General features: G+C 37.3%; 25 protein-coding genes and 1 pseudogene. 20 read left to right on the forward strand and 6 right to left on the reverse strand.

Going from position 1 to position 24,758, the window contains the following annotated elements; all coding sequences use genetic code 11:
• From BLP46_RS13575 to BLP46_RS10420, 4 genes and pseudogenes are all read right to left on the reverse strand, one after another.
• Positions 1–175, reverse strand: a pseudogene (locus BLP46_RS13575) (IS256 family transposase); the annotation flags it as partial.
• A 106-nt stretch (positions 176–281) separates the two neighbouring features.
• Positions 282–1,667, reverse strand: a complete 1,386-nt coding sequence (locus tag BLP46_RS10410; RefSeq protein WP_092978761.1) for a helix-turn-helix domain-containing protein — start codon at positions 1,665–1,667, stop codon at positions 282–284.
• Between the two features lie 166 nt (positions 1,668–1,833).
• Positions 1,834–2,736 (reverse strand): DUF6414 family protein, encoded by a 903-nt coding sequence (locus BLP46_RS13220; RefSeq protein WP_207645236.1) that lies wholly within the window; start codon positions 2,734–2,736, stop codon positions 1,834–1,836.
• Positions 2,737–2,792: 56 nt separating this feature from the next.
• A complete protein-coding gene (locus BLP46_RS10420; RefSeq protein ID WP_092978762.1) occupies positions 2,793–3,185 on the reverse strand; it encodes a hypothetical protein in 393 nt (130 codons plus the stop codon).
• 183 nt (positions 3,186–3,368) lie between these two features.
• Between BLP46_RS10420 and BLP46_RS10425 the strand changes: the two genes are divergently transcribed.
• The 10 genes from BLP46_RS10425 to BLP46_RS10475 all read left to right on the forward strand — a co-directional run bounded on the left by BLP46_RS10425 (position 3,369) and on the right by BLP46_RS10475 (position 13,545).
• Positions 3,369–6,500 (forward strand): DEAD/DEAH box helicase, encoded by a 3,132-nt coding sequence (locus BLP46_RS10425; protein WP_092978764.1) that lies wholly within the window; start codon positions 3,369–3,371, stop codon positions 6,498–6,500.
• A 1,640-nt stretch (positions 6,501–8,140) separates the two neighbouring features.
• Positions 8,141–8,521: a cysteine-rich VLP domain-containing protein gene (locus BLP46_RS10435; protein ID WP_092978768.1), complete on the forward strand. Its 381-nt coding sequence runs from the start codon at positions 8,141–8,143 to the stop codon at positions 8,519–8,521.
• A 109-nt stretch (positions 8,522–8,630) separates the two neighbouring features.
• Complete coding sequence (locus BLP46_RS10440) at positions 8,631–8,945, forward strand: hypothetical protein (RefSeq protein WP_092978769.1); 315 nt, start codon at positions 8,631–8,633, stop codon at positions 8,943–8,945.
• Positions 8,946–9,081: 136 nt separating this feature from the next.
• Positions 9,082–9,402 carry a plasmid mobilization protein gene (locus BLP46_RS10445; protein WP_143000484.1) on the forward strand — a complete coding sequence of 107 codons (321 nt, stop codon included), beginning with the start codon at positions 9,082–9,084 and terminating at the stop codon, positions 9,400–9,402.
• Positions 9,374–10,744 carry a relaxase/mobilization nuclease domain-containing protein gene (locus BLP46_RS10450; RefSeq protein ID WP_167669251.1) on the forward strand — a complete coding sequence of 457 codons (1,371 nt, stop codon included), beginning with the start codon at positions 9,374–9,376 and terminating at the stop codon, positions 10,742–10,744. The genes BLP46_RS10445 and BLP46_RS10450 overlap by 29 nt, the downstream gene beginning before the upstream one ends.
• Positions 10,741–11,589 (forward strand): ParB/RepB/Spo0J family partition protein, encoded by an 849-nt coding sequence (locus tag BLP46_RS10455; RefSeq protein WP_092978774.1) that lies wholly within the window; start codon positions 10,741–10,743, stop codon positions 11,587–11,589. The genes BLP46_RS10450 and BLP46_RS10455 overlap by 4 nt, the downstream gene beginning before the upstream one ends.
• 5 nt (positions 11,590–11,594) lie before the next feature.
• On the forward strand, positions 11,595–11,786 hold the full coding sequence (locus BLP46_RS10460; RefSeq protein ID WP_167669252.1) for a helix-turn-helix domain-containing protein: 192 nt from the start codon (positions 11,595–11,597) through the stop codon (positions 11,784–11,786).
• A gap of 90 nt (positions 11,787–11,876) precedes the next feature.
• On the forward strand, positions 11,877–12,068 hold the full coding sequence (locus BLP46_RS10465) for a helix-turn-helix domain-containing protein (protein WP_092978777.1): 192 nt from the start codon (positions 11,877–11,879) through the stop codon (positions 12,066–12,068).
• Positions 12,069–12,164: 96 nt separating this feature from the next.
• Positions 12,165–12,347 carry a helix-turn-helix domain-containing protein gene (locus BLP46_RS13490; RefSeq protein WP_353961316.1) on the forward strand — a complete coding sequence of 61 codons (183 nt, stop codon included), beginning with the start codon at positions 12,165–12,167 and terminating at the stop codon, positions 12,345–12,347.
• 28 nt (positions 12,348–12,375) lie between these two features.
• Positions 12,376–13,545, forward strand: a complete 1,170-nt coding sequence (locus BLP46_RS10475) for a tyrosine-type recombinase/integrase (RefSeq protein WP_092978780.1) — start codon at positions 12,376–12,378, stop codon at positions 13,543–13,545.
• Between the two features lie 815 nt (positions 13,546–14,360).
• On the opposite strand, the gene BLP46_RS10485 is transcribed toward BLP46_RS10475, so the two are convergent.
• Together BLP46_RS10485 and BLP46_RS10490 are read right to left on the reverse strand one after the other, a co-directional pair.
• Positions 14,361–15,668 carry a sensor histidine kinase gene (locus BLP46_RS10485; protein ID WP_092978784.1) on the reverse strand — a complete coding sequence of 436 codons (1,308 nt, stop codon included), beginning with the start codon at positions 15,666–15,668 and terminating at the stop codon, positions 14,361–14,363.
• A 2-nt stretch (positions 15,669–15,670) separates the two neighbouring features.
• Positions 15,671–16,378, reverse strand: coding sequence for a LytR/AlgR family response regulator transcription factor (locus tag BLP46_RS10490; protein WP_092978786.1), 708 nt, complete (start codon positions 16,376–16,378; stop codon positions 15,671–15,673).
• A gap of 200 nt (positions 16,379–16,578) precedes the next feature.
• Between BLP46_RS10490 and BLP46_RS13115 the strand changes: the two genes are divergently transcribed.
• From BLP46_RS13115 to BLP46_RS10540, 10 genes are all read left to right on the forward strand, one after another.
• Positions 16,579–16,734, forward strand: a complete 156-nt coding sequence (locus BLP46_RS13115) for a cyclic lactone autoinducer peptide (protein WP_167669253.1) — start codon at positions 16,579–16,581, stop codon at positions 16,732–16,734.
• Positions 16,734–17,327 (forward strand): accessory gene regulator ArgB-like protein, encoded by a 594-nt coding sequence (locus BLP46_RS10500; RefSeq protein ID WP_092978790.1) that lies wholly within the window; start codon positions 16,734–16,736, stop codon positions 17,325–17,327. The genes BLP46_RS13115 and BLP46_RS10500 overlap by 1 nt, the downstream gene beginning before the upstream one ends.
• A 232-nt stretch (positions 17,328–17,559) precedes the next feature.
• A complete protein-coding gene (locus BLP46_RS10505) occupies positions 17,560–18,018 on the forward strand; it encodes a DUF2712 domain-containing protein (RefSeq protein ID WP_092978792.1) in 459 nt (152 codons plus the stop codon).
• Positions 18,019–18,068: 50 nt separating this feature from the next.
• Positions 18,069–18,866, forward strand: coding sequence for a hypothetical protein (locus BLP46_RS10510; protein WP_092978794.1), 798 nt, complete (start codon positions 18,069–18,071; stop codon positions 18,864–18,866).
• Between the two features lie 9 nt (positions 18,867–18,875).
• Entirely contained in the window at positions 18,876–19,640 is a 765-nt protein-coding gene (locus tag BLP46_RS10515; RefSeq protein ID WP_092978796.1) for a hypothetical protein, read from the forward strand.
• Positions 19,641–19,649: 9 nt separating this feature from the next.
• Positions 19,650–20,474 carry a hypothetical protein gene (locus BLP46_RS10520; RefSeq protein WP_092978798.1) on the forward strand — a complete coding sequence of 275 codons (825 nt, stop codon included), beginning with the start codon at positions 19,650–19,652 and terminating at the stop codon, positions 20,472–20,474.
• Positions 20,461–21,306, forward strand: a complete 846-nt coding sequence (locus BLP46_RS10525) for a DUF2705 family protein (protein WP_092978799.1) — start codon at positions 20,461–20,463, stop codon at positions 21,304–21,306. Before BLP46_RS10520 ends, BLP46_RS10525 begins: the two co-directional genes overlap by 14 nt.
• An 8-nt stretch (positions 21,307–21,314) precedes the next feature.
• Positions 21,315–21,977, forward strand: a complete 663-nt coding sequence (locus BLP46_RS10530; RefSeq protein ID WP_092978800.1) for an ATP-binding cassette domain-containing protein — start codon at positions 21,315–21,317, stop codon at positions 21,975–21,977.
• Complete coding sequence (locus BLP46_RS10535) at positions 21,967–22,539, forward strand: DUF5028 domain-containing protein (protein ID WP_092978801.1); 573 nt, start codon at positions 21,967–21,969, stop codon at positions 22,537–22,539. Before BLP46_RS10530 ends, BLP46_RS10535 begins: the two co-directional genes overlap by 11 nt.
• A 262-nt stretch (positions 22,540–22,801) precedes the next feature.
• Positions 22,802–24,589, forward strand: a complete 1,788-nt coding sequence (locus tag BLP46_RS10540; RefSeq protein WP_092978803.1) for a deoxyguanosinetriphosphate triphosphohydrolase family protein — start codon at positions 22,802–22,804, stop codon at positions 24,587–24,589.
• Positions 24,590–24,758 lie beyond the last annotated feature (169 nt).

Consider the following 24,758-nt stretch of genomic DNA (forward strand, 5'->3'; position numbering starts at 1 on the left):
CATTCGACGTTCTTTCGCTTTTCTCGTAGCCGAGCTCATCTGCAAGCTCACATTCCATAACCTCCTGAAGAATGTCCTTGAACATATTTTTCATTGCTGTCATAACTTCATCTGTTGAGGTGAATTTCTGACTTCTTACAAATTCTCTCATCATTTCTGCCGGTACTTTTTCCATTAAAAAAACTTCCTTTCAAGCTTTAATTTTTCTGTTTCCATTATTGCTTGAAAGGAAGTCTATTATTCACTTTTACACAAACTTTTCGGCGGTCTCCTCTTTATCTTTATTTGGAGTTTGGGATCAACATCAATTTTCTTGCTCTTGTGTGGATTTGCGCTTCAATCGCCGTCAAGCGTTCTTCGGGAAGGTTGATGGACGGGTGTCTTGTAAAGGTGAAGTTCAGCAGTTTGCGGAGCTGAGACTTTTGTTTGCTGCCCATAACAGCCTTACAAACCTCGTCGAATGATACACCGTAGGGAGGTGTTCTTGTCTTTGCGTATTCGCTCAGATTTTCCATATCATCAGTCATTGCAAAGTTGAACAACGACAAGCCGTTATCGAAAATCGGTGCAGGCTTGATGATTTTACCTGTGTGATTGTCACGCAACACGCCAAAATTACCGAAATGTCTATCCTCGTTGTAAATCACAGCGTCGAACACCAGCATACTGCATAGTTCATCATAGAACGGCTTGCCGAGCTCGGCGTAATAATCAAGGGCATTTTTCAGTGTCCTGTCCTTAATCAGCCTGTTGATCGGCACAAAAGCGGTGTTGATATCTGTAAATAAACGGCATTTTGAAGCGAGAATACCCTTCCAGTTTTCAAGGTCATATTCAACGCAACTCAAGCCCATAGCCTTTGCAACCTGACAGGCGTAAAACTCGCTGTATGGTTCATTACCGGCGTTTGCAGCACCTTCTGTACCGCCCTTGTAGAGATAGATACCGTCGTTCTCGATATGACGCCAAGCCTTGCGGAGCATACCGTTTGTTGTGAACTCAGGGGAGGTCGAGAACGCTTTTTCTGCGCTCCCCACACCCGTGTAGGCGACAAGCGACAACGCTTCCGAAAACGGGTTTTCAAATAGATTGTACTCGGCGAATTTGCCGTCAAACTCAACGGGAGTTACCCAATAGCTGTCGTTGAGTGACAAGCCTAAGCAAATATCAATAATGCCCTTTGTGTCGTTTACGCTCAATCCAAACGTCTTTAGTATCTCGTCAACAAATGCTCTGTTCTTAGGAATAAGACGGTTGGAAAGCCATTTGATAATGCCTTTTGGTGTCAGCTCCATATTGATTGGCAAGAGGTGTTTTTTGCTTTCATCATAAGATAGAATTTCAACAACCAAGCCTTCCAAACCCTTCTCCTCAAGAGAGAATGTAACGAGGATATCGTCATACAGTTTTAGGTTATATATGTTGCTCATTTCAACACCTTTTTCTTCCAATAAAACGCTGACATCCTTACCGAGAGCGTCTGTAATCTTGATCAATAAATCGAGGGATAGGTTCTGACCGCCATTCTCAATGCGGCAAATATTCGACCGCTGCGTGCCGACCATCTCGGCAAGCTGCGCCTGTGACAAGCCCTTTTCAAGCCTTGCCTGCGTCAGCTTTGAAACGATTTCCTGTCGTTTGCGGATTATGCTATTGCTGTCCGTCATAATGATCACCTTCTTTTATTATATGTTATCATATATGATAACATTAGTCAAGAAGTACCGTATATTCTATGACAGTCAGCTGTTTGATAAAACTGAACAAGAGTTAAAATGAGCGTGTGAGCAGGAGACGATTTTGTTGACACGCTTTATATATAACAATGCTGTATTAATTCTCGTAATATACTGCTATTGGATGAACTACACATATGTTTTTTTCTTTAGTTGGCAGGATTGCTCGTAGCATTTCATTAACATTGAATTGCAGGGTTGCGAAAATGTTTTTTTCATCAGCAGGATCTGTATCTTCACCTATGATATTGGTAATCATACCTACACAAGTTATATCTCCCCCGTACTTAAATCCTAAATTATCAGGATTAATCCTAAAATACTTGTCGTCTAAGGGTATTAGGTATCCATCGGCTGAAAGTAGCATTCTTGAATATGGTATCAGTTTACGAACCATTGTAATCAAATCGTGTACATCATCAAATTCTTGATTTTGAGCTTTTATAATTTTATTTGCTTTATCTCTCAAAGCGTTCTTTGCGGCTTTAAACTGCTTTGTGTTTAATGATGTTTCTTTTTCATTGATATGTTCGTCAGCTTTTTTCTTTGATTCTTTCTTATAGTAATCGAGCAAACCTCCTTGAGAAACAACTTTTTCGAGGTATGGTAAATCTACAAAGTCAAATACTCTATTAAGTTTTACATAATCGCCGTATTCATCTGGATTATTGTTTCCAAATGGATATTCTTTGGGCTTTATATATTTATACGCAAAATCAAAAGCTGCATCGTGCATAGTTTTATTAATTATCTCACGATATGTTTCGTGGTTGCCTTTTGTGACTTCAAAATCGACTCCTAAAGTGCCTTCTACCTCTGCTTTTGCAAGTTTTAGAAATGATGTATTTGCGTGAGCTTTTCCCTGAGCATCAACAGAAAACTCTTTGCTTTTGTTTTCTCCGTTTTCCTTTTCGTTAGAAAAATCAGTAATTAAGCCCCTTTCTGATTGAGCGATAATAGAGTTTATTAGATCAGTATCTAAATATAAAAATTGTTTCATTAGTAATCCTCCTGAATTTAAATAATCGTTTTTTTATTATGGCATTACGTAATGCTTTAGGGATTATAAATATAGAAATATTTATTTGTTTCCATATAGCTTATCAACGATAAATCCATATCATCACAAATCAAGTAATCTGCTCCGTCACAAAGCTTCAAAAAATCATCAATAGCTAATTCAGACGTATCCTCTATTTCTTCACTATATTCAATGAAATTTATACCACCGCAATAGAATCCTCGACACTCAACCGTAGTTAATAGTATTGGCTTTCTTGGATCAAGCTCAAAATCCATTAACTCAACTCTGTAGTTAACAGGATCGCCGCCTAATTCGATGTCTGCTTGTAAGGAAATTTTATGTTCTTCATCAACATACAGCAGAAACGCTCGCTCAGGGTTAATCAGTGATTTCTTATATGTATCTTTATCAACGAATTGCAACATACTTATTACCTGACTCTTATGAGAATTTATAACCTACAATTTATTCTAACACAAGAGAGAAAACTTGACAAGATTACGTTGATTATTCCGGACACTTTCTTAAGATTTAGGATTATTGATCTTGTGATTTGATCATTATATGGTATAATAGGATTAAATTATTGAACTCCCGAAGGTGACGTTATGCTCAAATCAGGACTATACGAACAAATCATCAATCAAGGTATTACCGAAGAACTGAAATCAACTGATAAGATTATCAGGCTGAAAAACATTGATGAAGGAGAATCATCAAAGGTTTTAGCGCAGTATGCCTCTGAGATTATAGAAAAAGGGCTTAATCAATTAGGTGATGATAAGTTACCCGAAAAAATAGAGCTTATCAATAAAATGATCGAAGTCATTCGTGCTAAAACAGGAGACGAAGATTTTACGTCTATGTCGGTTGATGAACGCGCCGAACAGCTGCTTGCATTGCTCGATAAAGAGAATAGTAAGTATGCCATTGACCAAAACAGTACCGTTATTCGTCCTGAGACATCTATTGCGCAAAGCTCACTCTTTACAAGTGCAGTAAACGAGCCGCAACTGTTAGGAGAATTGAAGAAAGAAATTGTCTCAGCTGATCGCATAGATATGATTGTATCTTTCATAAAATGGAGCGGCGTAAGGCGTATCATCAATGAATTGAAAGATTTTACTGATAAGGGCGGAGAGCTTAGAATTATCACAACATCGTATATGGGTGCAACTGATGTGAAAGCCATAGAAGAATTAAGAAAACTCTCCAATACGATGATTAAGGTGAGTTATGATACGAAGGTAACACGATTGCACGTGAAATCGTATGTGTTTTATCGAAATACAGGTTTTACAATAGCGTATGTGGGATCATCAAACCTTTCGGGTGCAGCTATATCAACCGGGCGTGAATGGAACGTAAAGGTTACGAATAAAGATTTACCTGACACAATCAAGAAGATCGGTGCTACCTTTGAAAGTTATTGGAATTCTAATGATTTTGAATATTATTCTGAAACGCAAAAGGAGCGTTTAGCCAGAGCGTTAAAAGCCGAAAAGTATCACGATTCAAATGACGCTTCACGCTACACGGTAGATGTAAAGCCGTATGCGTATCAGCAAGAGATTCTCGATAAATTGGAAGCGCAGCGAGAGGTCAGAGGTAATTATAGAAACTTGATTGTAGCTGCAACAGGTACCGGTAAAACCGTTATTTCGGCGCTTGATTATAAGCTCTTTGTTAAGAAAAATTCTGATAAAAAATGCAGATTGCTTTTTGTTGCCCACAGAAAAGAAATCCTCGAACAGAGTATCTTTACTTTTCGGGCTGTATTAAAAGACGCAAATTTTGGTGAGCTGTTTGTTGGACAGTATAAAGCAGAAGATATTGACAATCTTTTCATTTCGATTCAAACATTCAATTCTCAGGATTTGACTTCAAAAACAAGTAAAGACTTCTACGATTTTATTATTGTGGACGAATTCCATCACGCAGCAGCTCCAACATATCAAAAGCTGCTTGAATACTATGAGCCGAAGATATTACTTGGCTTGACAGCTACTCCTGAGCGAATGGATGGCAAGAGCATTTTGACCTATTTTAATGATCGTATTTCGGCAGAAATCAGATTGCCGGAAGCAATAGACAGAATGTTGCTTTGTCCGTTTCAATACTTTGGAGTAACAGATAATGTAGATTTAAGCGAACTGAAATGGTCGGCAGGTGGTTATGACAAAACAGAGCTTTCAAATATCTACACGATTAACGAAGCGTATGCCAAGCAACGTGCAGACTTGGTCGTGAATTCCCTGTTGAAATATGTTACGGATATTGATGAAGTGAAAGGGTTAGGATTTTGCGTTACCGTTGCACATTCTGAGTTTATGGCAGCGTATTTTAACGCTCACGGAATACCTTCGATTTCACTATCCGGGCAAAGCTCTGACGAGGATAGAGACAAGGCACAGTCTCGACTGGTAAAAGGTGAAATCAGATTTATCTTTGTCGTTGATATTTATAATGAAGGTGTAGATATTCCGGAGGTAAACACTGTTTTATTCTTGAGACCAACAGAATCATTGACCATCTTCTTACAGCAACTTGGTCGTGGACTGCGTTTGGCGGATAATAAGGAGTGCTTAACAGTTCTTGATTTTATAGGTCAGGCAAACAAGAAGTACAACTTTGAAGATAAATTTGCTGCACTGCTTTCAAATACAAATCGGAGTGTTACCAAAGAAATAAAGAATGGATTCGTGTCTGTTCCAAAGGGATGCTATATTCAACTTGAAAAGATGGCTGAGCGTTATATTCTCAGCAATATTCGTGCTTCATACGGAAACACTGCTGGATTGATTTCTAAAATTGAATCGTTTGAAGAAGATAGTGGTTTACCGCTTTCTCTTGCGAATTTCTTAGAATATCATCATCTTGACGTGAGATCAATTTACAAATTCAATTCCTTTTCACGCCTGTGTGCAAGGGCTGATGTAATAGATGATTTTGAAACGCCCGTTGAAGAAACCATAACAAAGGCATTGAGTAGATTGTCGTATGTGGATTCACGCCGATTTATCAAATTCATCATCAAATTGTTATCAGAAGATGTTTCTGAGTTTACTGAATCCGAAAACAGAATGCTGCAAATGTTCCATTTCACCATTTGGCAGAAAGAGTATCAAAAATGCGGATTTAGTAAGATTACAGATGGAGTACAGAAAATCCGAGAATGCCCCGTGCTTTGCAATGAGATAATTGAGCTTCTGGAGTATAACTATAATCAAATTGATTTTATCGACAAACCGGTTGATGTAGGTTTTGATTGTCCTCTTGACTTATATTGTACATATACTCGTGATCAAATATTATCAGCATTAGATTATCTGAGCCCATCATCTGTGCAAGCAGGAACGTTTTTCTTGGCTGATAAAAAGATTGATATTCATTTTATCACTCTTAACAAAAGCGAGAAAGACTACTCCCCAACGACAATGTACAACGATTATTCTATCAATAGCGAGCTGTTTCATTGGCAAAGTCAAGGAGCAACTTCCGATACCAGCAATACAGGTAGAAGGTATATCAATCATCAGTCGATGGGTGTTAAGGAACTGTTGTTTGTACGTGAAAGAAAAAGTGATAATATCACAGGAAAAGCTGCTCCATATTCTTTTATAGGATTGGCTGATTATGTCAGTCATACGGATTCTAAACCAATGAATATCATTTGGAAAATGAAAGAGCCTATTCCTGCAAAGTATCTGAGAAAAACCAATAAAATGATTGTTGGATAAAAATCAAAATGAATCTGTCCCGCTTACAAATTGTGAGTGGGACTTTTTTGCGCTTGCCTTTATGGCAGGCGTTATTTTTTTGCAAAAAATTTTTGAATCAGACTTAAAAAATGACCTCTCCCATTGGGTATAGGTGAAGGGGCAAATATTTTTATAAATATTTTTCTCGATAGGGTGTATATTTTGCAGGACCTTTTTGCATTAAGGGTGAGGGGATTATTTTTTAACGAATACATCTATATCCCGATAGAACAAAAGAAGAAAATATTTTTTCTCAAAACGGGGTAACAAAATCCGCTTCCCAGTGGGTAATAGTGAAGGGGATTTTTTAAAACTGAATATTGTACAAAAACAGATCACTTGATTTGTACAAAACAAAAAAGATAAAAAAGCTTCCTGATTAGGGTTCGATTCTGCCTTCTCCCAGTGGTAACAAGTGAAGGGTTAAATTTACGACTCGTTATACCGCACAAAAACCAAGAGCCGATTTTGTACAAGTCTACAAAACGTTGAGTGCAACCTTAAAAAACACGGCTTCCCACTCCATACATAATGAAGGGATTTTCAAAAAAATTGAATTGCGAGTTTACTTTTGACCTCTCCCATTCCCTTATATATGGAGGGCAAAACCCAAAGCCGCCTGAAAGGAGGTGATGCCCGCCGAAAAAAACTTACAACTGAATAGCTGCCAAGCGAAGAATAAACCGCCACGACCTCTACGGAGCGAGCGCAGTCGAAAGGCTGACGGCACAGCGTCGAGCAGGATTGCCTGTCAGGAAAGTACGCTTTGGCAGTGCCGACAACAAATACAGTTTAATGTCACGCTTTTATGTTTTCATAAGCCGCTCTGTATGCGCCTTTTGAGCGACGAAACGCACGAAGGAGAGTAATTATATTACCGACCGCATTTTCGGACTTATTAAGCGTGACAGTGTTAGCTGCCTGATGATATTTGAGAAACCAACGCAATAGAACGTTGCACAAAAACACAACCTTGCATTTGTGCAAAACGCAGATTTATCAAAGAACTTTTGATAAATACCCCCCCGAAAGACTTCATTTTGTCCATATAAGTGAAGGTTTTTTCTAAACAAAGAATTGCACAAAAACAATGCGCTGAATTTGTGCAAAGCTACAAAAATAAAAAAGTTGTCCAATTAGGGTTCTTTTTTGCCCTCTCCCAGTGGGTATAAGTGGAGGGGTTAATAACCAACTTGTTGTAGTACACAAAAACCAAGTGCCGGTTTTATGCAAGTCTACAAAATATTGATTGCTACCCTGAAAAACACGCTTTCCCACTCCATACATAATGGAGGGCAAAATCAAAAGCCGCCTGAAAGGAGGTGATGCCCACCAAAATAAACCTACAACTGAATAGCTGCCAAGCGAAGGATAAACCGCCACGACCTCTACGGAGCGAGCGCAGCCGAAAGGCTGACGGCACAGCGTCGAGCAGGATTGCCTGTCAGGAAAGTACGCTTTGGCAGTGCTGACACACAACATACAGTTTGATGTCACGCTTTTAAGCTCTCATAAGCCGCTCGTAATGCGCCCTCTGAGCGACAAAACGCACAAAGGAGAGTAATTATATTACCGACCGCATTTTCGGACTTATTAGGCGTGACAGGAAAGGAGGTCAAATGCTCATTGAAATTAAGGCAGGACAGTTTCGGAAGGTCAGCCGCTTGGTCAGACGGGCGTGCTGCAACTTTATGGACGGCAACTGTTTGTTGCTCGACGACGGAGAAACGCACACTTGCGTGCAGCTGATTTCCAAGTATCACATCTTCTGCAATTATTTCAAGGACGTTGTGCTTCCTCTCGACAAGGAACTGTACCGGGAGTTGATCTGCGGCAACGATTACAAGTGCTGCCAAAGCTGCGGCTCACGCTTTTATTCCAAGGCTCGCAACAAACGCTACTGTGACAAATGCGCCGAGAGAATCAAACGGCAGAAGGCAGCCGAACGTAAGCGCCGACAGCGTGAACGACAGAAGCAGCTCCTATATATAAATAACTAAATAGACAAATAAAAAAATAACTAACCGAAAAAGAAGAAGTTTATCTTAACACACCTACCTATATGGGCGGCAAAAACTTTTCTTTTCGGGAAGTGGAAAGGAGAACCAAATGAACGACAACGCAAAAGTATTCTCGCTCATTGAGATGAGAGAAATGATGATCGACACCTCGGACTATCAAATGATGGATGAGGTCGGAGAATTCACCGGAACGCTTGAAATGAAAGCGCAGGGACACAAGAAATCCATCCGCATTTTCCTCACCCTCGACGACGGAAGAAAAATCATCACGCCGATTTTCTGGTGGCAAGCTTACCTCGGATTTTACTATATGCCGATCGGTACGAAGCTCCGACTTTTTTATTCGGAGAGTAATCAAAACAAAGTTTACCTTGAGAAGATCGAAATCATTGAAAATGTGTAGCGTGGCTACACGGCTCTACACAGGACGTTAGTCTTATGGTGTAGCGAGCATAGGTTTTGTAATGCCAAAACCGGCGGCTGAAAAGCCGAGAGGGGCAGCGGCCCCTGTAACCCCAATTCAGAAAGGAAGTTTTACTATGCGAAAGCGTAATTTTAACATCAATGTCAGAGTAACCGAGGGCGAGAAAAAGCGGTTGAAAAGAGCCGCAAAGCACTATGGGATTTCGCTCTCGGAGTATCTGAGAAAGGTCGGTTTGAACAAAAAGTTGACCGAAAAACCGAGCAAAAAGCTCTATGAAGTGTACGCTTCGGTGAACGATTTGCGGAGCAATTTATATCCGCTTGACGGAAGAATTTTGGAGAGAAAACTCTCGTATATCGAGCAGAGAATTCTTTCCGCTTACCACGAAAGAGAGGAGGATGACAGCGGTGGCGACGACAAAAATCTGGGCGGTTAAGGACAACTTGGAGCGCACGGTGAACTACGCAGCCAACCCTGAAAAGACGGTTGATTCCGATTTGAAAAAGGCGCTCCAATACGCCGGAGACGAAGCAAAAACGGAGAGTCGTTGCTATGTTACAGGCGTGAATTGCAACGCCGAAACCGCCTTTGAGAAGATGAACGCCGTGCAGGAACGCTTCGGAAAAACAGGCGGAAACGTTGCCTATCACGCCTATCAGAGCTTCAAAACAGGCGAGATTACGCCGGAGCTTTGTCACGAAATCGGTGTTAAGTTGGCAAAGAAAATGTGGGGAAACGAGTATCAGGTGCTGGTAGCGACGCATCTGAATACCGGTACGCTGCACAACCATTTTGTCGTATGCAGTACCAATATGTGGACAGGCAAAAAGTTTGACTGCAACGAAGGGGCTTACTGGAAATTCCGTGCTCTGTCGGACAAGCTGTGTGCCGAACATAATCTGACCGTGATCAAAAATCCATCGGGAAAAACACCGAGGAGCATTTATTTTGCAGAGAAAAACGGCGAGCCGACGACGTTCAATCTTATGCGGAAAGCGATTGATTTCGGTATAGAACGTTCATACAGCATATCAAGTTTTGACCGTGTAATGAAAAGCCAAGGCTTCATCGTCAACACCAATCCTCGGCGAAGATATTGGACGATTTGCTCTGTGAATAGCAACAAGTCTGTGAGAATGTATCGGTTGGGAGATGAGTATACAAACGAAGCCATCCTCCGCAGAATCAAGGTTCATTATCAGCAGTACGGCTACAAGCACTTTGATGAATATCACTATTCCAGAGTGAAAATGAGAGATTATAGACCGAAGAAAATCCGATACCGTGGCAGTTTCAAGCTACTCAAATGCTTCGGTGGTTTATACGCCAAGTACCTTCATTTTATGTTCCTGATGGGCAAGCTGCCAAAGTGGAATCAGCGTAAACCGTTGTCGGCTGAGATGCGTGAAGCGTGGCGGCATTTGGATAGTTTTTCACGGCAAGTGACATTGGTTTCAAACAAAAAGCTGCACACGATCGACGATGTAAAATCCTTTATCACCGATACCGATAAGGAGATCAAAGAAGTCATCGAACTGCGTAAGAAGGTGTATAACAAGCTGCGTCACTGCGATGACGACGATAGAATCAAGGAGCTGAAAAAGAGCCGTGACGACTGCACAACGCTCCTGCGGCAGCTCCGCCGGGAAAAGAAAATCGCCCTCACAATTATTGAGGACGAACCGAAAATCAACGAAAATATCCGCTGTGAAATACAAGCGCAAAACCTCGCAAGAGGAAGGAAACCAAACACAAGAAAGAAGGAATATGAAAGATGACAAAACCCATTCAGGAGAATGTTCAAAGCATTCTCATCAAAGAGATACAGCCGTTCCGTAATCATCCGTTCACCGTGGCGGACAATGAGGATATGGCGAAGATTGTTGAGAGTATCGGCAAGGTCGGAACAATCACGCCGCTGCTCGCAAGACCGTTGCCGGGCGGCGGATATGAACTTATCTCAGGACACCGCCGCTTGGAAGCGTGCCGCAAGCTCGGACTTGAAAACATTCCCGTGATCGTCAGAAAAATGACGGACGACGAAGCGGTGATCGCTATGGTTGATGCTAACCTACAGCGTGAGCATATCCTGCCGAGCGAAAAGGCGTTCGCTTATAAGATGAAGCTCGAAGCGATAAAGCACCAAGGTGTAACTTCCCGACAAGTTGTCGGAAAGCGTGAGAGCGCCGACAGCATTAGCGCAAACGAAAGTGGACGAACAGTGCAACGCTACATCCGTTTGACTAAGCTCATACCGCAGATTTTGAAAATGGTGGACGAGGAGCGTATAGCTTTCAGCGTCGGTGTGGAGCTGTCCTACCTCAATCAATATGAGCAAGAGGATTTGCTTGAAGCGATAGAGCTGGAGGACAAAACACCCTCGCTCTCACAGGCGATCCAAATGAAAAAACTCTCGCAATCAGGCAGACTTGACAGCGAAATAATCGAAAAGATTATCTCACAGGACAAGCCCAATCAGCGAGAGAAGATCAGCTTTCAGTATGACGAGCTGAGTAAATATTTTCCAAAATGCAGTCCGCAGGAAGTTCAACGGCGAATGATGAAGCTGGCGCAAGCCGATTATCAGCGTCGTGTCCGAAACAGAAACAGGGAAGCGAGGTGAAAGCTATGGCTGAAAAGGTTTATGAAATGTTTACCGAATATGATGATGTGGTATCTGTTGATGACGTATCCAAAATGCTGCATCTCAGTAAGGTTACGGTCTATGACTTATTGAAGTCGGGTAGAATCCATACTTTAAAAGTCGGTAAAAGATATATCATTCCTAAGAAAAGCGTTATTGATTTTCTTGCCGCTTAGTGCTTTTTAGTTCGCACATTTGATAGTTGATAGCTCGTTGTGATATTCTGTTATCACAGCGGGCTTTCAACCAATAAGAAAGGTGAGAAAATGAAACAAATAAAAGATATGTTTTCCGAATACGGCGATATCGTGACTGTTGAAGAAGTGATGAAAATGCTTCAAATCGGCAGAGTATCGGTATATCAAATGCTGAAATCAGGAGAAATACGCAGCCTTAAGGTTGGCAAAAAATATGTCATCCCGAAGAAAAGTGTAATTGAACTTTTCGATTTTCAGTAATTCTTATTTGCACGTTTGTAGTTGATGTTCCGGTGTGATAGACTGTAATCACAGCGGGCTTTCAACCAATAAGAAAGGTGCAAAATGAGTAAAGAAATGTTTACAGAGTACGATGAGATTTTATCCATTGAAGATGTGATGGAGATATTGCATATCGGGAAGAACTCAGTATATTCTCTCTTGAAAAGCAACGAAATCCGAAATATTAGGGTGGGTAAAAGATATATCGTACCGAAACAAAGCGTTATAAACTTTATAACCGCTATTACGGAAAACTAAATCACAAATCTTAAGAAAGGACAAAAAATTGGAAGGAAGCTTAATAATAAAAGGCAATTACTACTACGCTAAATTTCGTGTCAACGGCAAACAGAAAATGATAGCCACGAAGATACCCGTTAAGGGTAACAACAAACGCCGTGCAGAGCAGAAGATGAAAGAGATCATTGAGAGCTACAAGGATATCAACCTTGAATGCGACGATGTTCTCTTTACAGACTTTCTCGACAAATGGCTGAAAGCTATCAAGGGAATCATAAAACCCTCTACGTGGGAATCCTACGACAAGACCGTGAGCGGCAAGCTAAAGCCCTATTTTGAGTCAAAGAGATACAAGTTCAAGGATATGAAGCCGGAGGTGTTCACCAAGTATTTTGTGTTTCTCTCTCAACACGGTAAGTCAAACGGCAAGGGCGGACTGAGCTACAAAACAGTCAAAAATATCCGTGGCGTGTTGTCGTCTGCGTATGAATATGCTCTTGAGAATCGCTACGTTAACGAGAATCCGGTATTAAGGAGCCGTATGCCGTCATTTCCGCACAGTATCAAGAAGGACGTACCCGAGTACAACGCACAGCAGGTCAGAAAGCTCCTGCTTTACGCAAAAGAGCACGAGAGCCATATCTACATATTCCTGCTTTTAGCGCTCTATACAGGGCTGAGAAAGGGCGAATTGCTCGCCCTGACGTGGGATGATGTAGACTATGGCAAAAAGCTCTTGCGGGTAAACAAGAGCAGAACAGGCAGCCGCAAGGACGTGACAATGCAAATCACAACGCCGAAAACGGCGAGCAGTAACCGTAAGATTCCGCTCAACGATACCGTTCTGGAAGCGCTGAAAGAAGAAAAACAGCGGCAAGAGGATTATGCCAAGCTGTTGGGCAATGGCTACGACAAAAGTCACAACTTCATTGTACGCACCGTTCTCGGAAAACCGTATGTCAACCTCAGCGCAATCAATCGAGTGGTAAACCGTCTGACCGAAAACGCCGGCTTGCCGCATTGTACGATCCACGGATTTCGGCACTCTGTGGCGAGTATCCTCGACGATAACGGCGTACCGATTCAGGACATTTCCGTTTTGCTCGGACACGAAAGCGTACAGACCACCGAGAGAATTTATATCAACCGTCGAAAGACCGCAAAGGAGACGACAATAAACGCTCTCGACAGCGCCATAAATTTGAACATCGCATAAAGGTGGTATAATTTTTGGTAGAATTAAAAGAGAAAAGGCTTCGGAAATCGCTTTCCGAAGCCAAAAATGGATGGCAGGGGCAGAAGGACTTGAACCCTCGGCACGCGGTTTTGGAGCGACTGTTGAAAGTTCAAAACCGCATATATAAGCCACTTTTTAAGCCAAAGTTTGAGCATCAGAATTGCGTTTTTGTAATTTTGATGCTTTATTGATGCTATTGGAAAATTCCTGCCAACTTAACTCTCTCGTTACTATATATATCATAGCATAACAAAGATTCATTGTAAAGGAATCAAGAGCTCAAAATTTGCACCGCAATAAACAAAGAAAAGAGATGTTTATTTATCCTCAATATACTCATGAGGTGTAGGATTGTAATCTCTGGGATGATTTTTCTTCTGTGATGATATTTGTAGCAGCAGACTCTTAAATCGGCTTAGAATAAATAGTGGCAAGAAGTATTTTAAGTTGTGTTCATATTCAGAATGCTCGCCAAAATAACAGATAACAAAAGCATTGCAGACATAGCCTGCACTTGCAGACAGTACCGCACAGTCTCTTCAAATCTTTATCAATACAATCCCAATTAGAATACCATACACTCTTTACTAAAAGCAACGGTTAACGCTTCTTAATATTATTACTTCTGTGTTTACCCACCCATTCATATACATCACCAAATATAATTCAGTTAACCTTGAATACCCCATTAGGAGAGAAATCGGAAAATCCGCTATTGTAGAGCGAAGTCATTTCTAAAGTGTTTTCTTTGTCTTTATCAGGCGTTGAAACTCCTCTAATTAATATTTTTGTAATCAATATTCATAGTTTAATCGAGGGATTTCAAACACAACATTTGATGTGAAGGTCATATCATCCTCGTTGAAACACATATTTATTTCACCATCATATTTTTTTACAACCTTTTGAATGCTTTTTAGTCCTGTTCCGTGTATTGAGCCTGATTTTTTGGACGATGCTATTCGGTTGTTTTTGACGGTTATAATATTCTTTACAGAGTTTGTAAGCTGTATTGACAGATATTTATTTTTGCGGACGAAAGCCGAAAAATCTATAAATCCGTTCTCTGTATTTTGTGCCGCTTCAACTGCGTTTTCAAGCAGATTGTCAAGCAGAGCAGTTATGTCGGGTTCGCTCATAAAGCTAAAATCAGCACTTCTGATGTCAATATTCATCTTCACCCCAAGCCTGTCGCACACAGATTTATACCTGTTGACTATAGAATTAACCATAGGATTGTTACAATAATCAACGGATTTGTTTACGCTGAAGTCTTCGATAAAATTATCTATGTACTCGGTAACAGCATCGTCCCCGGATATACTTTTAATTGCATTTAAATGTCTTTTAATGTCGTGCATAACAATTCTTGAGTTTTCATTCTGCTCATTGAGTAAATCGTAATACTCAGCTGCAGATTTTAGTTTCTGCTTTTCATATTCCAATTCCATATTGCGGCTCTGAGTTTTTAGAGTGAATTCATAAACCCAGAACACCGCTATGTTTGAAAAAAGCAACACCACTATGCCGATTAAAAGCAAGGTTAAAAAGACTTGTCCTAATTCATATTCTGCAAGTGAATATAATATTGCATATATAATCAGAGTACTTGATATTGGCAGAAGAAACAGTATAAGCGATGTAGCAGGACTTTCCTTACGACGCTCATTTGATGATACCTTAGACAGTATATACATTGAAGAAAAATAAAGCAGTTTGCTGATGGTTGATTGAAAAATAAGGTTTACCGAATTATCAAGACAGGCGAGTAGTTCAGTCCCGAGTATGGCAGCTGAAAATAACATAACAACAAATTCTGTAGTAACATTAAATACTAAAAGTATACTGCAATGGAATATTGCGGACTTTATTTTTGCCTTGTAGCAAAGACGAAGCAAAAAGAAATTGCAGACAAAAAATGCGAGCATATTTACAACGGTTATATTAAACAGCCTTGCAAAGTACAGAATTGTATAAGCTGTCGGTAATGAGATTATCAGAAACTTTTTACTTGCCTTTCTTTCAAATTTGTTTTCAAAATAAAATAGTGATATCAGAATTTCTGCAAGAAAAATAAGTGCATAGCAAATTGTATATACCATTTTTATACCCCTATGTATGCAAAATATGCCTTTTTAAAGTTTGAATAGTTCCTTTGAGATATAGGTAGAGTTTCAGTTTTTGAATCTACTTTAATATTAAGCTGAGTTTTATTAAAATCCGAGACATACCTCAGATTAACAAGATAGCTGTAATGCGGTTGTGCAAAATAATCGTATCCCTTTAATTTTTCTTTCCAATAACTTAGTTTTTGATTTGTATAATACTTTTTTTGCCGTGTTATAATGACGGCTTTTCTGTTTTCAATGGTTACATATACTATATCGCTTGTGAAAACAGAGTAACACTCGTCATAATATTCAAGAGTTATTATCTGAGTATTGGAATGAAAATAATTAATAGCCGTATTTAGCGCCCTAAAAAAACGGTCTTTGTCAATAGGTTTTGAAAGATAGCGAAACACATCCAAATCCATTGCGTCATCAAGATAAGATTCGTGCGATGTAATTATGAAAATAATTATATTGGAGTTTACCTTTTTTAATTGTGCGGATAAGGTAAGACCGTTTACCTGCGGCATTTCAATATCAATGAATGCCATAACATATCTGTTATTGCTGTTCAGCGGATTGATTCCGCTGTAAAATGAATCAATATCAAAAGCTATTTTATGTTTATCGGTAAATGTGTTCAGATTATTTTTTATTTCTTCGACAATATATTTATCATCGTCACAAATCAATACTTTCAAAAGGAAAACCTCCCGTGAATTATGCCATAATTATAACATATATTGCAAAAAATATCATTGTTTTAGGTTTGAATTTTTAATTTTTGACGAAATAATTAGAAAAATACATCACTTTGAACGAAATTGACATCATTTTTACAAAAATTATGTTTTTATTTTTAATATGTGTTAAAATCTCAACAAAAGGAGGAAATAATACTATGAAGACAATTAAAACCATTATCTGCAAAATTTCACCTGCAATTATTGCTTGTTTTACATTAGCGCTCTCAATAAATGCTAATTCATCCACTTGTTTTGTAATGTATCAGCCTAAGGCTCCGGCAAAACTAGACGAATATAAAAAGATAAAATAATGGAAAAGATCGGCTCAAAATTTATAGAGTTTTTTGTTTTAAACGACATCATAAAAAACGAAGATAAAGAAATTTACAAATATGCTTTAAATATTATTTTATCATCATTAATACATATTGCAACTGTTATGATATTAGGTTTGTGTTTCAATTTATTGATTGAAAGTCTGGTTTTCTATTTTGCCTATATTGTAATACGCAAATTTGCCGGCGGTTACCATGCTAATACTCAATTAAGATGTTTTCTTGCTTCTGTAATTTCAACACTTTTGATACTCGGTCTAATGAAATGGGTACTTCTGTTCGATAATATTATTATTGATTTTTTAATTGAAGTGTTAGGCTTGGTTTGCACAATTATTATTGGATTTTTGTCGCCTTCAGATACTGATGCTAAACCGCTTTGTGATAAAGAAAAAAGGCTTTACAAAAAGGTAACCATCTTAATTTCTTTCGCTTTACTCATACTTTCAGCCGTATTGTTTATGTTTGGAATTAATAATATGAGTTATTCAATAGTTTTGGCAATATATATGAGCGTATTTGTAGTAGTGTTGGGGAAAATTAAAGAAAAGTTTTTGTTATTACTTTAAATTTTATGAGTTTATATTTTGGCGGTGTCTGTCAAGTATAAAATGCCGCTAATCTGATGCACTAAACTCTAAAAAGGGTTATGAAACAATATGTAAGGCCAACATTTAATACATTATATGTGTCTCAAACTGGTAATGAGGAGATGAGTCCAATGGATTAGTAGATAACTAAAGCAAATTTACTTATACTAATAGCCTATATAATACTTCAAAAGAAAAAGGAGCATAATAAATGAAAGTGTTCAAAAAGCTAATTTGCTTAGCGTTAATCGTATTGACATTATTTTCAGTATCCAGCTTTTTTGCAAGCGCAGCCAATACATCAGATTGGAGTTGGTATAAGGGCATTGATGGCAATACAACTTGTATTACTGGTCACAGGAGAAAAGAAAATGATACTTCTGCTTATATAAAATACGAAGGCGGTACCGCTAACCCGGTTGTTGTACGGGTATGTGGCACAAATGACAGCACTACTTTAGGTGGCAAAGATACAGGTAGCAATATGACTTTAAGAAATACATATAATAATTATAATGATTATTATAATGTATATGCTGGCACAGAACGCGGATTAAAGAATTTGGTATATGAAAATGGTGTAAACTATGCATATCTGAAAATTACTGTTGGCTCCGGAAAGCAGGCGTCAGGTTTGTGGAGCCCCGATTCTGTTGGCAATTATAACTAATTAAAATATCCCACTTGGAAACGAGTGGGATATTTGAACAGGAGAATAAAATGAAAACTAAAATTTTAATAGTTGTAATACTTATATTTATGGTGATTGCTTGTAGTGGTTGTCAGTATAATAAAGAAGAAAATATAAGCAATAATGAATCAGGTTTGCAGAATAATGATGTCAAGACTTACACGGAAGAAGAAATAAATAAAATGTTCGGAGAAAATAAATATCCGAAGGCTTATATTAAAGATACAAATGAAGAAGTGAATGTCGGCGATTTTAGAGTATCTATAAAAGACATAAAAGTAATTGAAAAAGTTTCCGAACTTGATGAAAAAAATTTTCTTGATTTCAGTGAGGATATAAAGAATCGTATTTCCTCTGACAATAAATTCAAAACTTACAACAGAATAAGCTATATGCCGATTAACGGAGGGCTGGATATTAAGAATGTCGGTGAAACCAATGATGTACAGCCGGAATTATTACTTGTAGATTTTGTCTGGAAAAATACTTCAGATAAAAATATGCAGTTTACCGTCACTCCCGCCTTGTGCTTATATAAATACAGTGATATAGATGACGAGTTTGTCGGTGAAGTTGAAGGTCATATTCAGTATAAAAGCTCTGACGGTAAGCATTATTTGTCCGAAGGTCCTGTTTATTTTCCTCAATCACAATACAAGGATTCCGATAACGAAATAACGAGAGCGAAGAAATTTTTTGTATATGATTTTAAACCAAATGAGGAACTTGAATGCACATTAGGCTTTATTATAGACAAGGATCTTGAAGATGATGTATATTTGTCTTTTATCGGCGGACAGCTGGATACTTTGGTGAAGATTTTTTAGGAGTATGAAATGAAGAAAATTTCTGTATTTTTTATTTTTTTATCGGCGTTAGTTGTTCTTACATCCTGCAACACAAAAAACGGTGAAAGCAAAGTTGAACCCCGTACGGAAGATACAAAGACCAAAATACTCACTGACGAGAATACCGTAGAGCTTGAAGAAAGCTTTGAAATTATTCAAAACGGAGAGGCACTTAATCTCTCAATAATTGAGTATAACAGAGATTTTCGGAATTTATATGAGGATAACTCCTATGCGCAATATTTTGATTATAAAAAAAGCTTTTTGCCGTATGTCGAGGTTGAAAATCAATTTGATGATTACAATGCTTTTTACAAAATTAAAGGTTATCAAAGGAAAACCTATCATATTGACGAAAGCGGAAATAAAATATTCGGTGAAGAAGCTTATGTGAACAGAACCCTGCATACTTTTACATTGAAAATTGAGAATAACAGTGATAAAGATATTTGTTTAAAGAACTTTCCGTCCCTGACCGTTATTTTTGAGGACGAAGACGGTAATGAATATTATGATACAAACAATTACTGTAACGAAAACGGCGAAACAGAATTTTCTATGACTCCGGTTTGTCTTATGCCGTCGGATAATCCTGAGGCTGACAGTTTTGACGATTATTTAAAATCAACGCTGAAAGCAAGCAACACCAATGAAGTTACATTAAAGTATGTTCTGGATAATGATTTATATACCTCTGCATACCTATGCTTTGACTCGAATAACGGAAATAAGTATTTTAAGCTTTATAGGTAGGAGGAGAAAATGAACCTGTTTAAAATTGAAATTAAAAGAGCAATATTTAATAAAAATATGCTTATTGCACTCCTGATAGGAATTGTAATAGTATTACCGCATACAATTCAGAATTTACTCAATGAAATTGAAATTAAAAACTACATCGCAGAGGCCGGATTGTCTTCAGGTGCTGATCTGACGAGTCTGTATGGCAGATGGTTTGGGATGAGCACAGACTTTTTAGCTATTATGTTTTATTACATATTGCCGTTATTGGCAGTTTATCCCGGCGCAATGATATATTATAAAGACAGAAAAAGCGGATATGTAAAAAATCTTTATACAAGATTTTCAAAGAATAAATGCCTGATTATAAAGTATATTACAACCTTCATTTCAGGCGGAGTTGCAGTTGTCATTCCATTGCTGACAGCGTTCTTGCTGACATCACTATATGCTCCGGCAAGAATACCGGATTCGCTTGTAATGAATCCGGTTGTAGATATAAATATGTGGAGCGAACTGTTCTTTACTCACCCCTTGTTATATACATTGGGATATATGCTGATTGATTTTATATTTGGCGGACTCTTTGCCTGTCTGGCAATGTCCGTAAGTGAATTTGTAAAACATAAATTTTCTGTGTTCATTTCGTCTTTTTTGGTTGTAGCAGCATTAAGCTTTGTATGTGTACAATTAAATCTGGATTATCTGAATCCCCAGAATTTTTTATCTCCTGCACAATTTGTGACAGCTGCTAATGGGTATGTAGTTTTAATTGAAGCTTTAATATTGTTCGTGGTATCATTTTCTCTTTTTTATATCGGAGGAAAAATTAATGAAACTTTTTAAGCTTGCATTATTTGATTTAAGACGAGGAATCAGGGAGGAATGGATAAAGCTGGCTTTTGCGTTTATTGTATGCATAGCCTGTTGTACTCTTATGTTCTCTCAATTGTTACAGTATAATCAGGATAACGGAATAAATGAAAATATTTCAATTTCGGTAATGGATTTTATTTTATATAATCTGAGGGGAATGAAATTATACTCGCCCAATATGGACGGACAGTATTTATTGCCGGCAGTATGGATGTTTAATCAGGTTATGATTGCGCTTATTGTAGGTTATTATCCCGTGCGTGACCTGAACGGATACGGAAAGAATACGCTGTTAAGAACACAATCCCGTTCAAGATGGTTATTATCAAAGCTTGTGTGGATTGTCTGTATGGTGATTGCGTATTATATTGTAATATATTCAGCCTCTTTTATTTTTGCGTTGTTTACAGGAAATTCGCTTTCGTTTATGCCGGGCGAATATATTACAAGGCTGTTTTATGATATTGATTTACAGGACATCTATGTTGAAAATTTTGTGATTTTCATAATCACAATGCCCATGCTGACCTCAATAGTTGCAAGTATAGTACAGGTTATGATGTCATATATTATCAGTCCGTTTATATCATTTTTAGCAATAATTGTTGTTATGCTGTCATCAACATATATATCAAATCCTGCGTTAATAGGTAATGCATCAATGGTTATAAGAAGTCGGTTTGCCACTCCCGTAGGATTTACTGCGGAAGAAACTGTTTTGTATTTAGCAATATATCTTATTGCAGCATTGATTATAGGATTCGTTTATTTTGGAAACAAGGATATTCTCAATAAAGATTAAGGTGAATTATGGTACAGATAGAAATAAATAATCTTTCAAAAAAAATAAAGGGTGTTACAGTACTGAACAATGTAAATCTGACATTGACGGGCGGTAAATGTTATGGCTTAGAGGGCAAAAACGGTTCGGGCAAAACTATGCTTATGAGAGCAATAAGCGGATTGATAAAACCCGGCAAAGGAACTGTTAAGATTAATGACGGGATTTTAGGAAAAGATTTTTCTTTTCCTCCAAGCATAGGAGTTCTTATAGAAAATCCGGCTTTTATTGATGAATATTCCGCATTTAAAAATTTAGAAATTCTTGCGTCAATCAATAATAAAATCGGTGATGACGAAATTATTAAAATTCTGTCTGAGGTCGGTCTTAATCCGGATGATAAAAAGAAGTATAAAAAATTTTCGCTCGGTATGAAACAAAAGTTGGGTATTGCCAATGCAGTAATAGAAAAGCCGGATATAGTTTTGCTTGACGAGCCGATTAATGCAATTGACAGCAGCGGAGTCGAAAGCGTAAGAAGAATTATTAATAATTTGAAATCAGAAGGTTCAGTTATTATAGTAGCCTGTCACGATAAAGAAGAGCTTGAGATTTTAAGTGATGAAATATATACAATTTTTGAGGGAGAAATTGTAGGACACAGAATAGTGGAGAAAGAAAATGAAAAATAATAACAGGAAACGGGTTTGGATTATTCCGATTTGTATTGCGGCTGTGCTTGCTTATTTTATTTGGGTATCATTTCTTAATTTAAATTATGGGAAAACAGAGATTATAAACTGTCATATTGGTGAGAATATTTCTGAAAACGCTTATCAATATAAAGCAACCGAATATAATATTCTGACCGAAAAAGAATTTGAGAAAAAATACGGTGTTGAAATTGACGATGAGCAATTCAAGATGTATGCAGATGTTAAAATACTTACCGTAAATATGGAAATTACCAAAATCAATACAAATGACAGCAAGATGTACAAATTTGATTTATCGAATTTATACGCTCAGACTCTTACTTATTCTCAGGGAATCAGCTATAATTTGTTTTCACTTATTAATTGTGAAACTATAGAATTAATTAATATTAATGATAAAGCAAGAGTTACAATTCCGTATGTTTTTGTAAAGGATGTGTTTTCTGACGAAAGCTGGAATAATTTTGGATATTTGCCACTAAAAATTTCTTTCAGTAATGCAGAAAATTCAAAAAAAGAGATTATATTAAGCGAATAAATGATATGTAAAGAAAAATTAGTATTAAAAATAATTATATTTATTATCAGATTATGATATAAAGAGATCAATCTAAATTGATAACAAATTATTAAGGAAACACTGAATAAATCACGCTTAAAAGCTGTTTGCACATCTTGCTTGCATATTTTCCGCCAGCTTGCCCAAAAAATCTGACGGCGCAATACGCACAAACGATTTAATCAGTGTTTCCTTAAAATCAAATTTGATGTTGTAGCTAAAAACGAAAGGGTTTGTAAGTATGGGCGAAGATAAGCAAAATAAAAAATTTGTGTTAATCAAATTAAAAGAAGGAACACCAATTTATCAAAAAGCTAAAGAAAAATTAGATGACGGCGACTTTAAATATTTTGGAATAAGAAAAAATAATTATAGCGATATTAAAAGAGGCTTAATTCTTTATTGTAATGATGAAATAAAAGAACTGCATTGGTGCGAGTGTGCTCTTTCTTGTGATGAGAAAGGTGACTATCTGGTTTTCAAACCTTTGTATTCATCTTCATCAAAGGTTGTAATTATGAATGCCTGCGATTCAATATTTTTAGATATTGATGTTGATTTTGAAGATAGATATATAACTGCTGAAACGTCACAAAAGTTATTTTTACAATTCAGTCAGTTGGAAAAACTTAATGACAATTTTGTTAAAGATGTCAAAGATTATAAAACTATTTCAAATGAGTCCGCATTACATAAACTCGCACAGAAAAATGAATATTGTAAAAGACAATATGATTTGAAAGAGCCTACTAAAGATGGACGAAGCGAATATCAGAGAGATTATGACAGAATTATCTATTCCAAGTCATACAGAAGGATGGTTGACAAAACACAGGTGTTTTCTGCATCAAAGGGAGATCATTACCGTACACGGATGACGCATACAATGATTGTTTGTCAAATTGCAAGAAGTATATGTAACGCATTGCATTTTAATCAGTCGTTAACAGAGGCAATTGCTATTGCTCATGATTTAGGACATACGCCTTTTGGACATATAGGCGAAAGAACTTTACATGATATATTATCAGAACGATTCCCTGAAGCAGGCGGATTTAAGCATAATTATCAAGGACTTCGTGTAGTATCCAATTTGGAAAAAGCTTATTATGAAATTGACGGTTTGGATTTGTCCTTTCAGGTTATGGAAGGATTGTTCAAGCACACAGGGCAGAAAGGTGGTATAGAAATTTCAGAATTTGCAGATGATGAAGATCTGATTGAGTACTTGCATCTGGAAAAATCACATTCTATAACGGTGGAAGGTCAAATAGTGGCTATAGCAGATGAAATTGCTCAGAGAAGCCACGATATTGACGATGCATTTGCATCTGATCTTTTATCCTTTGATGAATTTCTTTCGTATTTAAAATTGAGTAAGTTTGAAGATTTAGCGAAAGAAATTAAAGAAATTGAAGAGAGGAAAAAAGGTTATAGTAATAAAATAATTTCAGATAATAATGAATTGTTTTCTTTTCAGATATCCTCTGCGATAGTAAAGTATTTTATTAATGATGTAATCAATGCGTCGCAAATAAATATAGATAATTATTTGTGCGAAAATGAACAGGACTTTAATGTAAGTCATATCATAAATGATGAGCTGATTGTATTTTCGGATAAAGGTGAATTAATTTGCGACTATCTTAAGAAAATGCTTAACAACAAGGTTTTAAACAGTAATGAAGTTTCAATATCGGATCAAAACGCTTCAGTTGTTGTGGAATCATTGTTTAATGCCTATTATGATAATCCGAAACTTTTACATAAAGGCACAAAAAGAAAAATATATAAGGACTTTATTAATTCAAAGGATGATATTCATAATATTATTGATTTGATTGACGGAAGTCAAAATGCAATAAAACTTGAGTTTGCTAATATTTGTAATGCAGACGCTGATTCAGATGAATATAAAAAGAAGCAGAAAATATTAGTCAGAGATATTTGTGACTATATTTCAGGTATGACAGATACATATGCAAATGCACAGTATGAAAAAATATGCAAAACAATATATAAAAAATAAATGTAACTGGGTTTTGCAAAGGTAAGTAAAAGTAGTTTTTAATTTTTGAGATATCCAAAATTTGCATAGCAAGAAAAGGCAACCCATAAAATTTTGTGTAAATAATAATCCTTCAAGCAATAACAGAATACAGGATTGCGGTTGCAATCAGGCTTTCTGATTTGCCCCG

Origin of the sequence: Ruminococcus sp. YE282, from assembly GCA_900101355.1 — a bacterium.
Lineage (GTDB): Bacteria > Bacillota > Clostridia > Oscillospirales > Acutalibacteraceae > Ruminococcoides > Ruminococcoides bromii_A.